The following is an 11,923-nucleotide window of genomic DNA, read 5'->3' as shown; positions in this document are numbered from 1 at the left end:
CGGATGAGGTGGCCACGCGGCAGGTCCTCTCAACAAAAAGGGCGGCGCATCACTGCCCCGCCCTCTTTACTTAACGTCCCTAAGAAAGGGCCCTCTCTCAGAACTCCGTCCAGTCTTCCTGAACCGCAACCGCAGCACTTGCCTGTCTTCCGCCGAAGGCTTTGCTGACCTTGCCGGCAAGGGCGCGGGCCGGAGACGCCACAGGGCGGGAGGCTGGCGTTGCGGCGGCGGTCTTCTGGGCCGGAGCACCCTGGCCGAGCTTGAACTGGCGCAGCAGCTCGTCCAGCGCGCTTGCCTCCTGGGCGAGCGCATGGCTGGCCGCCGTCTGCTCCTCGACCATGGCGGCGTTCTGCTGCGTGCCCTGGTCCATGTTGTTGACGGCGGTGTTGATCTCCTGCAGGCCGATCGACTGCTCGCGGGTGGCGGTGACGATCGCGCTGACGTGGTGATTGATCTCCTGCACCTCGGCGACGATGGCCTCAAGCGCCTTGCCGGTCTCGCCGACGAGGGAGACGCCGGCAACCACCTGTTCGCCCGAGGTGGTGATCAGATCCTTGATCTCTTTCGCCGCCTTGGCCGAGCGCTGGGCAAGCTCGCGCACTTCCTGGGCGACGACCGCAAAACCCTTGCCGGCATCGCCGGCGCGGGCGGCTTCGACGCCCGCGTTCAGGGCCAGAAGATTGGTCTGGAAGGCGATGTCGTCGATGACGCCGATGATGTTGGAGATCTCGCCCGAGGACTTTTCGATCTGCTGCATGGCGGAGACGGCCTTGCGGACGACTTCGCCGGATTTTTCGGCGCCGAGACGGGTGCGCTCGACGAGATTGCCGGCATCCTCGGCGCGCTTGGCGCTGTCGCGGACGGTGGTCGTCACCTCTTCGAGCGCTGCGGCGGTCTCTTCGACGGCGGCAGCCTGCTGTTCGGTGCGGTGGGCAAGATCGTCGGCGGCCGAGCGGATTTCGCCGGCGCCGGCATTGATTGCCGAGGCGTTGCGGCCGACCGATTGCAGCGCTGCCTGCAGCTTTTCGACGGCATGGTTGAAGTCATTGCGCAGGCTGTCATATTGCGGCGCGAACGGCGTCTGGATACGGCCGGCCATATCGCCATTGGCAAGCTCGGCAAGGCCGCCGGCCAAGGCATCGATCGCATGGCGGATCTCGCCTTCCTCGCGGGCCTTCTGCTCGTCGGTTGCCCGGCGCTGGCGCTCGGCGTCGCCGCGCATGCGGTCGGTCTCGCCAGCAAGGCGCAGCTTTTCGATCGCCGCCTGCTTGAAGACCAGCACCGACTGGGCCATGCGGCCGACTTCGTCGCCGCGGTCGGTCGCCGGGACCTCGATATCGTTCTGACCGCCAGCGAGGCGATCCATGGCCCCGGTCATGCCGACGATCGGGCGGACGATGATGCGCGACATCAGCCAGGCGAGCGCGGCGGCGGCAAGCGAGGCGACGATACCGCCGGCAAGCAGCGTCGTCTTCAGATCGCTATTGGCGTCGGCGCGGATTTCAGCGAGCGCTTCCGACTTTTCGCGGGCGCTGGCCTTAATCTTGGCCGAAGCCTGACGGAAGCCGTCGAGCTGGCCCTTGGTGGCGTTGACGCCGATCTTGACGACGTCGGCGATCGGCATGTCGGTTTCCTTGCGCGCCTTGGTCTGCGGCTCGGCCAGTTCATGGAAATAGAGATCGGCCGCCTTCTGCATGCCGTCGATCATCTCGACCAGCTGCGGCTCGGCCGCGGCCGTCTGTCTGGCGGCGGCGATCGCCTTCAGCATGCGTTCGCGATTGGCGAAGACATCGCCATAGGTGCTGTCGCTGCGGAAAAGGATGAAACCGCGCAGGTTGACGGCCTGTTCGAGCATCGCCTGCAGCGCATCGTCGATCTGGTTGACGAGCAGCTCCGATTTTTCCTGCTCGGCGGAGGCGGCCGCCGAGGCCGTCGCCTTGGAATAGACGAAGGCGGAAACGGCGACGAAAATAAGAATGAGGGCTGCGAACGTGGCCGCGAGCTTCCCGTTCAAGGATATGTTTTTAGCGAACATCGGTGAATTTCTCCTGACGACAGTCGACGCGGCGAAAGCGGGTCGCGCGTGAGGCGCAACCGCAAGACCTTCTGAATTGAGACCATGATCGACGTTGAAACGCTTGCGCCGTCATGGCGCCGAGCGGTCCGGACGAACCGCTGCAATCGAGGCGACGCTATGCGGGCGAGCTTTAGATTTGCTTAAATTAGGCGCCGCCGAAGCGGCGTAAGCCATGATTAAAGTTGCTTAAATCAAGGCTGCTTCGGTTCCGCTTCCGGCGGATTGAGAATGAGGATGTCGACGTCCTTTGCCGGATCGAAATCCTCCGATGTCATCCGGAAGGTCGTCGGGCCGATCTTCTCGACATTGCTGCCGCAGAAGCTGATCAGGCTGCCGGGTTTGCCCTTGTCGACCGTCAGTTGAAAGTGCCGGATCGGTCCCGCCCAGTTGGCGCCGGTCGACAGCACATAGGAGATCCAGCTTTCGGTATAGTTGGCGCCGCCGGCCTCGGCTTCCCCGGCACGCTGCTGCGCGACCCTGACGAAGTCGCCGTCCAGGCAGTATTTGCGGGAATATTCCTCGAAGCGCTCACCCTTCGGCTGGCCGTTTTCGAGAAAGCTGATGGCGACGGTGCCGCCGACCGCCGGCTGATAGCGGTGTTCGACGCTGACTTTCGCCTTGGCCGGAAAAGTGGTGCGCCACCAATAGGTCGAGCGCAGCGTCCAGAGCGGCACAAGATCGGCGTCCGTCATCGGATAGATCAGGCCGCGGGCGATCCAGTCCTTGCGGACGGTCTGGGGAAGCTTGGCGAGCGCGTCGCGGGTCTTCTGGCTGTAAGGCAGGACGGGAATGTTGTTTTTGGCGAGTTCGTCGGTGACGTCGATGCCGAGCGAGACGACACGCTGCTGCAGCTTGGCGGTGATCGGCCGGCCATCCTGCACGGTGGAAAAATGGAGGAAATTGTCGCTGTCATAGTCTGAGATGGCGGAGGTGTTGTCCACCTGACCCGTTATATCGGGCATCGGGAAGGCGACCAGGCTTTCGACGTCCTTGTCCGCCGTGTTCTCGAAGATATAGTCGACACGCACTTGCGAAGCGGAGATGAAGAGATCCTCTTGCACCATGCTGACATCATCCGACTGGGCAAAGATCAGCCCGCCGGTCTTGACCTCGGCCATGGTGTCGTTGGCCAGCGCCGGCGATGCGATCCCCGCCGCGACAAGAAGAGTGAAGAGCTTCAGCATAAAACACCCCCGTGTCTGCGGCTGGCCCCGTCATCGCCGCCGCAGGATTATCGCCGAAAGCTTTCGAGGGTCAATGACGCTGTCTGGAACAAAATGCTTGCAACCGGCGGCTTTGCCGGTCATTCACAGCCGATGTCCGATCAAAACAGCCAACGCCTCGACCAACTTCTCGTCTCCCGCGGTCTTTTCGCCAGCCGCTCGCGGGCCCGCGACGCCGTGCAGCGCGGCACCGTCCGGATCGCCGGCCAGGTGGTGACCAAAGCCGGCGCGCTCATCGGCGACGACGCCGATATCGCCATCGACGATCCGGCGCAGGACTATGTCTCGCGCGCGGCGCTGAAGCTTGCCAGCGCCCTCGAGCATTTCCGGCTCGATCCCGCCGGCCATCACTGTCTCGATATCGGCGCCTCCACAGGCGGCTTCACCGAGGTGCTGCTGCAGCGCGGTGCCCGGCATGTCACGGCAATCGATGTCGGCCATGGACAGATGCATCCGCGCATTGCAGCCGATCCGCGGGTGACCAACAAGGAGGGCCTCAACGCCCGCAACCTGACGGCAGACGATATCGGCGAGCCCGCCACATTCATCGTCTCCGACGTCTCCTTCATCTCGCTGAAGCTGGCGCTGGCGCCGGCTCTCGATATCGCCGAAGCGGGTGCGGTCGCCGTGCTCTTGGTCAAGCCGCAGTTCGAGGCGGGGCGCGCGGCGATCGGCAAGGGCGGGCTGCTGAAGGATCCCTCGTCCGCGCCCGCCGTTGCCGCAGAACTCGCGCGCTGGTTCACCGAGGATAGGGGCTGGAACAGCCTCGGCCTCATCCCCTCCCCGATTGCCGGCGGCGACGGCAATCAGGAATATCTTCTGGCAGGATTGAAACCGTGAGCACCGAAACCGTCACGATCGAGAAACTCGGCGCCCAGGGCGACGGCATTGCCGGCAGCGCCGGCGGGCCTGTCTATGTGCCCTTCTCGCTGCCGGGGGAAACCGTGGCGATCGCCCGCGTCAAAAGCCAGGGCACGATCATGTCGATCACGACAGCCTCGCCCGACCGGCAGGAGCCGCCCTGCCGGCATTTCGGCCCGGATGGCGTCAACGGCACCTGCGGCGGCTGCACGCTGCAGCATATGGCAGAGAGCCCCTACCGCGCCTTTAAGCGCCAACTGGTCATCGATGCGCTGAGATCGAAGGGGCTGACGCCTGAGGTCGGCGAGATCGTGCCGGCCCGTCCGGGCGAACGCCGGCGCGTGGTGTTTGCGGCGCGCAAGACCGAGAAGGACATGCTGATCGGTTTCAACCAGGCCGAAAGCCATCATATCGTCGCGATCGAGGAATGTCCGATCTCGTCGGCAGGGATTATCGCACGGCTGCCGGCGATCAGGGTGATTGCGGCATCGCTCGCGACCAATGCCGAACCCTTCCGCGTCTCCGTGCTCGAAACGCTGTCCGGCCTCGACATCGCGGTCGACGAGGTGAAGAAACTCTCCGATGCGCAGCGGCGCAAGGCGGTGGAAACCGTGCTCAGCCTGCGCGGCGTCGCCCGCGTTTCTTTGAACGGCGAAATCCTCATCGAGCCATCGAAGCCGCTGATCGATTTCGGCGGCGTCCAGGTCTCCCCGCCGCCGGGCGGTTTTGCCCAGGCGACCAAACCGGCTGAGGAGGCGATGGCCGAGCTGGTGCTTGCCCATGCCGGCAAGGCCAAAAGGATCGCCGACCTCTTTGCCGGCGCCGGCACATTTTCGCTCAGGCTGGCGCGGATCGGCCGCGTGCATGCTGTCGAAGCCGAGGCAAAGGCGCTCGCCGCCCTCGACCACGCCGCCCGCAACACGCAAGGGCTGAAGCCGGTCAGCATCGAAAAGCGCGATCTCTTCCGCCGCCCGCTGATGACGCAGGAGTTCAAGCCCTATGACGCCGTCGTCTTCGACCCGCCGCGCGCCGGTGCGGAGTTCCAGTGCAAGGAGCTTGCCCGCTCCGGCGTCAAGAAGATCGCCGCCGTCAGCTGCAACCCGCTGACGCTGGCGCGGGATCTCGCGATCCTCGTCGAGGGCGGTTACCGGATCACCGGCGTGACGCCGATCGACCAGTTCCTCTGGACCTCGCATGTCGAGGTGGTGGCGACGCTGGAGAAATAAGGCGTCAGGCGCCTTACCCTCCCCGTCAGTGCGGAGGGCGCATGCCCTCAAGCATCTCTATTGCGTGCCGGACTCTCCTCTCCCGCACTTAGCCGCATAGCCCGGGTTCCGAGCTTTGCACCGCTGACGGCGTCGATTGCGATCGGCTCGATCTCCAAGCCCGTCTCGACATCGACATAGCGGGCGAGTTCGCCGTCGCAGTGGCGATGCGCCCACGCCCCGATCATCATCAGCACCGGCAGGAAATCCCGGCCCGCTTCCGTCAACACGTATTCCTCTCGGGGCGGTCGTTCGGAATAAAGGCGCTTTTCCATGAGACCGTCATCTGTCAGCGCCTTCAGGCGCTTCGTCAGCATCGTCGGCACGATGCCAAGGCTCTTCCTGAACTGGTCGAAGCGGGTGAGGCCCGTATGGGCGTCGCGCAGCACGAGAATGCTCCATGCATCGCCGACGGATTGAAGGCCGCGGGCGACCGGGCATTGCGGAATCGAATTATTTTTCATTCGGTATCTTTTCGATAGTGACATGATATCGAAAAGATAGTAACAGATCGGCCAACGATGATCCACACCTTTGAAAGCTGACGATATGATCGACAAAAGCAGAAACGTTGCACTGGTCACTGGAGCGTCCTCAGGGATCGGCCTTGCGACGGCTGAATCTCTGGTAAAGGCCGGCTACCGCGTGTTCGGGACCAGCCGCAAACCAGTCGGCAACAGGCCCGGGATAACGATGCTGATCTGCGATGTGGCTGAGGAAGCATCGGTGCAGGCGGCTGTTGCGGAGATCGTCCAACAAACCGGCCGCATCGACCTTGTCGTCAACAATGCCGGCATCGGCCTCATCGGCGGCGCCGAAGAATCCTCGATCACGCAGGCCCAGCAGCTTTTCGACGTCAACGTCTTCGGCGTGGCACGCGTCGCCAATGCCGTCCTGCCGGTCATGCGCAAGCAGAAGAGCGGCCGGATTATCAACATGAGCTCGATCCTCGGCCTTATTCCGGCTCCTTACAACGCCTTTTATGCTTCGACCAAACATGCGCTCGAGGGCTATTCGGAATCGCTCGATCATGAAGTGCGCAACTTCGGCATTCGCGTGGTTCTCGTCCAACCCGGCGTCACCAGAACATCCTTCGAGGAAAATCTGACACGAGCAGACCAGCCTCTTCCGGCCTATGCTTCGGAGCGCGCCCGCAGCGAAGCGCTGATGCGCAAGTGGGTGGAGAGTGGCGATGCGCCGCAGATTGTCGCTGATATGGTCGTCAAAGCCGCAACGGCGAAGAAGCCGAAGCTGCGCTATTCCGCCGGCAAGCAGTCGCGCCAGGTCCGCTCGCTTCGCCGCTACCTCCCGGAGCGGCTGGTCGACAGCCTGCTGCGCAAGGTCAATGAGTTTCCGGCCTCAGCCTGACTCTTTAATCGAGAATAGGATTCAGATTTCGAGCCGACATGCATAAAAACATAGACCGAAAGCGCAAGGGGCGAATCTGAAAGATCGCGACGCGCTTTAGGCCAAGGAAACCGCTTCTGAATGCGCAAGACCAAACGACGCAACCCCTATTATGCCGGCCCGGTGTCCGATCACTTCGACGGCACATACTTCTTCAATCCGGACGGGATTGAGCCGCTTGGTTTCCGCGATTTGCTGCGGTGGCAATTCGGTGGTGGCCGTGCGCGTTGGCCGCGGTCGGTCCCAAGCCCATATCCGGCGGCCAAGCCCGATCCACGCGTCGACGGCGGGGATCTGAGGGTGACCATGGTTGGGCATGCGACGATGCTGGTGCAGGTCGCCGGGCTCAATATCCTCACCGACCCGGTGTGGTCGGAGCGCGTCAGCCCTTTCACCTTTGCCGGGCCGAAACGCGTCGTCCGACCGGGCATCGCATTCGATGATCTGCCGCCGATCGATCTCGTGCTGGTAACGCACAATCATTATGATCATCTCGATATCGCAACGCTCAGACGGCTGCATGCGCAGCATCGGCCGCGTGTGGTGACGCCGCTCGGCAACGACACGATCATCCACCGCGCCGTGCCCGCTCTACAGACAACAGTGATGGACTGGGGCGAGCGCATTGCGCACGCCGGAATCAGCATCGATGCGGAACCGGCCCATCATTGGTCCGCCCGCGGCGGCAGAGATCGCCGCATGGCACTCTGGGCCTCGTTCGTTTTGTCGACTCCGGCCGGAAAGATCTATCACGTCGGCGATACGGGCTTTCACCACGGCATCAATTACAAAGCCGCACAGCAGAAGCATGGCGGCTTTCGACTGGCCATTCTACCCTTCGGCGCCTATGAGCCGCGATGGTTCATGCAAGGCCAGCACCAGAATCCACAGGAGGCGGTGATCGGGATGACGCTGGCAAACGCCGCCTATGTGGCGGGGCATCACTTCGCGACGTTCCAACTGACGAATGAAGCGGTCGATGCGCCGACGAGGGCATTGCAAGATGCAATGCGCGCGCACGATATTCCCGCGGAACGGTTCCGGCCGCTCAGGGCCGGTGAGGTCTTCAATGTGCCGGCGGTCCAAGCAACTCCAGCAAAAGTGTGAAGCGGTTTAGCGGCGCACGAAGGCTTCGAAGGCGGCCCGGGCCTCCGCACTTTTCAGGCGGGCGGAGAAGTGGCGGGCCTCCTCGTCGACGCGGGCGATGATCTCGCCGCTATCGCCGCGGATGAGATCGCGGGCGATGCGCAGCGCTTCCGGCGGTTTGGCGGCGAGCCGGGCGGCGGTCGCCAGCGTTATGGCATCGACTTCGCCGGGTTCGACCACTTTCCAGATGAGACCGGCGTCCTTGGCCTCGGCGGCCGAAAAGCCTTCGCCGGCCGCCAGCAGGGCGAAGGCGCGCTGCTGGCCCATCAGCCGCGGCGCAACGAGACTGGACCCCGCCTCCGGCACCAGCGCCAGATCGACGAAGGGGGTGCGGAACTGGCTGCGGCTCGAGGCGATCGTCAGGTCACAATGGAGGTGGATCGTCGTGCCGATGCCGATCGCCAGACCGTCGACGCCGGAGATCACGGGTTTTTCCGCCTTCACCAGCGCATAGAGGAAATCGAGAATCTCCTGCTCCAGGCCGCCGCCACCGACTGCGGCGGCAAGGAAGTCGTTCAGATCATTGCCTGAGGAAAAGCAGCCCTCGGTGCCGAGAAAGGCGGTGGCGCGGATGGCGGGATCGGCGTCCGCCGCCTTAAGCGCATCGGCCATTGTCCGGTACATGGCGCGGGTGATGGCGTTCTTCTTCTCCGGCCGGTTGAAGCGGATAAGCTGCACGCCGGGATGGGCGGAAGGCTGCTCGACAATGATGTGATCGGTCATGAAATCTCCTCAGAGGTCTTGGGGTCGCCTCAGGCGAGCAGGATGCGGGCGGCGACAAGGCTTGCCGCGCCATTGACGACGCGGTCGCGAAGGGCTGCGGTCTCGGCCAGCAGGTTTTCGGCGGCGAAGCGGCAGAGCGCGATGCGGCCCTCGCCCCTGCCATCGCCGCTTTCGGCGAGAGCGCCCTTGGCGAGATAACAGCCGGTGAGCGCGAGGCCGAACAGGCGCTGATAGGGTGTCGCACCCGAGAGCGCCTCGGCCGCCTTGCCATCGGCCAGCATTTTCGTCAGCCAGGCGGTCGCCGCGTCGAGATCTGAAAGCGCTGCGTCGAGCCTGACGGCGGTCTCACCGAAACCATCGAGATTGGAGCGGCGGACGCTATCGGCGATCCCCTTCAATTCAGCGATGAGGCCCTTCACCTGATCGCCGCCGGAGAGCGGCAGCTTGCGGGTGACGAGGTCGATTGCCTGGATGCCGTTGGTGCCCTCGTAGATCGGCGCGATGCGGGCGTCGCGCAGATACCGCGCCGCACCGGTCTCCTCGATGAAGCCCATGCCGCCATGCACTTGAACACCCAGCGAGGCGACGTCGACTCCGGCATCGGTGGAAAAGGATTTGGCGATCGGCGTCAGCAGCGCGGCGCGTTCCTGCCAGTGGCGGCTGCTATCGCCTGCCCGGTGGGACATGTCGATCGCATGGGCGCAGGCATAGGAGATGGCGCGCGACCCTTGCGTTAGCGCCTTCATCGTCAGCAGCATCCTGATGACATCGGGATGTTCGACGATCGGGCTCATGCCGGCGCCGGCCCAGCCGGGCGCCCTGCCTTGGGTGCGTTCCTTGGCATAGGCGAGTGCCTTCTGGGTGGCGGCTTCGGCGATCGCCACGCCCTGCATGCCGACCGCCAGACGGGCATTGTTCATCATCGTGAACATGCAGGCGAGGCCCTTGTTCTCCTCGCCGACCAGCCAGCCGATCGCACCCTTTTCGTCGCCGAACCGGCCGTCGCCATAGATCATCGTGCAGGTCGGCGAGCCGTGGATGCCAAGCTTGTGCTCCAGCGAGTGGCAGAACAGATCGTTGCGGGGTCCGAGCGAGCCGTCGTCCTTCACCAGGAATTTCGGCACGAGAAAGAGCGAGATGCCACGCGTGCCGGCCGGCGCATCCGGCAGGCGTGCGAGCACCAGATGGATGATGTTGTCGGCCGCGTCGTGCTCGCCCCAGGTGATGAAGATCTTCTGGCCGAAGAGGCGGTAACTGCCATCGGCGCGGCGCTCGGCGCGGGCTTTGAGCACGCCGAGATCGGAGCCGGCATGCGGCTCGGTCAGGTTCATGGTGCCGGTCCATTCGCCGGATACCATCCTTGCCAGATATGTTTCCTTCAGCGCCGGACTGCCATGGGTGCTGACCGCTTCGATGGCGCCCATCGTCAGCGTCGGGGCGAGCGCGAAGGCCATAGAGCCGGAATTCCACATTTCCAGTGCGGCAACGTTCAGCATATGCGGCAAGGCCTGGCCGCCGAACGCTTCCGGCCCCGTCAGGCTGTTCCAGCCGCTGGCGATCCAGTTGCGATAGAGATCGCGCCAGCCGTCCGGCAGCCTGACCTCGCCGTCTTCCAGACGGGCGCCCTGGCGGTCGCCGATGTCGGCGAGCGGCGCCACTTCCTCTGTGGCAAAACGTCCCGCCTCGGAGAGGATCGCATCGACCAGATCTTCGCCGAGATCGCCGAGAAACCCTTGTGAAAGCGCTTCGCCCATGCCGGCTACGTGCTTCAACGTGAACGCAATTTCCTCGACGGGCGCCTTATACATTGTCTTCCTCCGCGGGACCGGCCTGCACTTCCTGTATTTGGGCAAAGCCCTCCGAGGCAAAGGGCTAATTGATTTTTACGTAAACGTCAATTTCGATTTCCCCGCCCGCCATGCGATAATTCGCCGGAAACGGCGCCGAGCTCTTGCACCCCTGCGCAAATAGCCGTCATGAAGAGCCTGTAAGGACATCGCCTTCGCAAAGGATCGGCGACCAATGGATACACTGCCCGTCAATATACCCGGTTTTGTCTGGGCCTATCGCTTTTCGCAGGATGACAAGAGCGCGGTGCGGCTGAACAACAGTGCGACGGTGGCGGATCTGACCGCCGACAATTGCTTCTACTGGCTGCACCTCAACCTGGTCGACGCCCGCGTGCCGGCATTGCTCGAAACGCTCACCGGGCTGACAGAGGACGCAAAATCGGCGCTGACGACGCGTGACACGCATGCAACCATCACCGTCGACGAGCAGATGCTCTACGGCACCCTCGTCGACTGCCAGCGCGATTTCGCTGAGGATACCAACAATCTCGGCTGGCTGCATTTCGCCATGTCCGACCGCTTCATCATCACCACCAGGCTGCAGCCGCTGCGCAGCGTCGAACGGGCGCGGGCGCTGATCGAGAAGAATCCAGGCAAATTCTCGCGGCCGGTCGATCTGTTCGAACTGCTGGTGATCGAGTTTCAGCGCACGCTGATTTCGATCGTCATCGAACTGACCGATGAACTGAACCTGATCGAGGATTTCGTCTACGACAATGCGCCGCGCGACGAACGCCGGCGGCTGGCGCCGGTCCGGCGAACCGTGGTCAGGCTGCATCGGCATCTGCGCACGGTGCTGGCGCTGATGCGCCGCGCCGCGGCCGCCGACGACGACGAAATGCCCTTCGGTTTCGACGACGTGGCGCGGCGGCTGACGAGCCGGCTGGAAACGGTCGACCACGATATCTATGCGCTGCAGGACAGGGCGCGCCTGCTGCACGAAGAAATCGATTCGAAACAATCCTCCGAAACCAACCGCCACCTCTATCTGCTGTCGATCATGACCGCCTTCCTGCTGCCGCCGACCCTGGTGACCGGTTTCTTCGGCATGAACACCGCCAACCTGCCCTTCGCCGTCGGCGATTACGGCACCGAATACGCCGTCGCCCTCATCGTCGCCTCGATCGCTTTTGCCTGGTGGCTGCTGCGGCGGGTGGATATTCTTTGAATTGAGAAGTGCGGTGGGCGTTGGCAATTCCGCTGCTATTTCAGCAAACGTCACGGTTCTTGCCGCAGAGATTGCCCCACCCTCCGTCCTCCTCGGGCTTGACCCCATATGCGCTAACTTAGCTGTCTATGTGCGATGGATCGTCGCCTTCGCGGCGGCTCGCGCAGTCGATAGAGCAACCGGATTCTGGCGATCGCCCTGAT

At 63.5% G+C, this 11,923-nt stretch carries 10 protein-coding genes; 5 read left to right on the top strand and 5 right to left on the bottom strand.

What is annotated here, in order from left to right; translation table 11 throughout:
* Positions 1-97 precede the first annotated feature (97 nt).
* Positions 98-2,035, bottom strand: coding sequence for a methyl-accepting chemotaxis protein (locus ATY75_RS20670; protein ID WP_088938987.1), 1,938 nt, complete (start codon positions 2,033-2,035; stop codon positions 98-100).
* Positions 2,036-2,268: 233 nt separating this feature from the next.
* Positions 2,269-3,261 (bottom strand): DUF4424 domain-containing protein, encoded by a 993-nt coding sequence (locus ATY75_RS20665; protein WP_088938986.1) that lies wholly within the window; start codon positions 3,259-3,261, stop codon positions 2,269-2,271.
* 132 nt (positions 3,262-3,393) lie between these two features.
* Here ATY75_RS20665 and ATY75_RS20660 point away from each other — a divergent pair, with 132 nt between their 5' ends.
* Together ATY75_RS20660 and ATY75_RS20655 are read left to right on the top strand one after the other, a co-directional pair.
* Positions 3,394-4,140, top strand: a complete 747-nt coding sequence (locus ATY75_RS20660; protein WP_088939015.1) for a TlyA family RNA methyltransferase — start codon at positions 3,394-3,396, stop codon at positions 4,138-4,140.
* Positions 4,137-5,387: a class I SAM-dependent RNA methyltransferase gene (locus ATY75_RS20655; RefSeq protein ID WP_088938985.1), complete on the top strand. Its 1,251-nt coding sequence runs from the start codon at positions 4,137-4,139 to the stop codon at positions 5,385-5,387. The genes ATY75_RS20660 and ATY75_RS20655 overlap by 4 nt, the downstream gene beginning before the upstream one ends.
* A 47-nt stretch (positions 5,388-5,434) precedes the next feature.
* Here the strand turns inward: ATY75_RS20655 and ATY75_RS20650 are convergent, their stop codons facing one another.
* Complete coding sequence (locus ATY75_RS20650; RefSeq protein ID WP_064837065.1) at positions 5,435-5,890, bottom strand: helix-turn-helix domain-containing protein; 456 nt, start codon at positions 5,888-5,890, stop codon at positions 5,435-5,437.
* Between the two features lie 85 nt (positions 5,891-5,975).
* Between ATY75_RS20650 and ATY75_RS20645 the strand changes: the two genes are divergently transcribed.
* Both ATY75_RS20645 and ATY75_RS20640 read left to right on the top strand, forming a co-directional pair.
* Complete coding sequence (locus ATY75_RS20645) at positions 5,976-6,794, top strand: oxidoreductase (RefSeq protein WP_064837063.1); 819 nt, start codon at positions 5,976-5,978, stop codon at positions 6,792-6,794.
* Between the two features lie 120 nt (positions 6,795-6,914).
* Entirely contained in the window at positions 6,915-7,940 is a 1,026-nt protein-coding gene (locus tag ATY75_RS20640; RefSeq protein ID WP_088938984.1) for an MBL fold metallo-hydrolase, read from the top strand.
* Positions 7,941-7,946: 6 nt separating this feature from the next.
* On the opposite strand, the gene ATY75_RS20635 is transcribed toward ATY75_RS20640, so the two are convergent.
* Together ATY75_RS20635 and ATY75_RS20630 are read right to left on the bottom strand one after the other, a co-directional pair.
* On the bottom strand, positions 7,947-8,702 hold the full coding sequence (locus ATY75_RS20635; protein WP_088938983.1) for a crotonase/enoyl-CoA hydratase family protein: 756 nt from the start codon (positions 8,700-8,702) through the stop codon (positions 7,947-7,949).
* Positions 8,703-8,731: 29 nt separating this feature from the next.
* Entirely contained in the window at positions 8,732-10,510 is a 1,779-nt protein-coding gene (locus ATY75_RS20630) for an acyl-CoA dehydrogenase (RefSeq protein WP_088938982.1), read from the bottom strand.
* 214 nt (positions 10,511-10,724) lie between these two features.
* Between ATY75_RS20630 and ATY75_RS20625 the strand changes: the two genes are divergently transcribed.
* Positions 10,725-11,720 carry a transporter gene (locus ATY75_RS20625; RefSeq protein ID WP_088938981.1) on the top strand — a complete coding sequence of 332 codons (996 nt, stop codon included), beginning with the start codon at positions 10,725-10,727 and terminating at the stop codon, positions 11,718-11,720.
* Positions 11,721-11,923 lie beyond the last annotated feature (203 nt).

Source organism: Rhizobium sp. N122, assembly GCF_002211295.1.
GTDB lineage: Bacteria > Pseudomonadota > Alphaproteobacteria > Rhizobiales > Rhizobiaceae > Rhizobium.
This window is presented reverse-complemented; position numbering and strand designations above follow the sequence as displayed.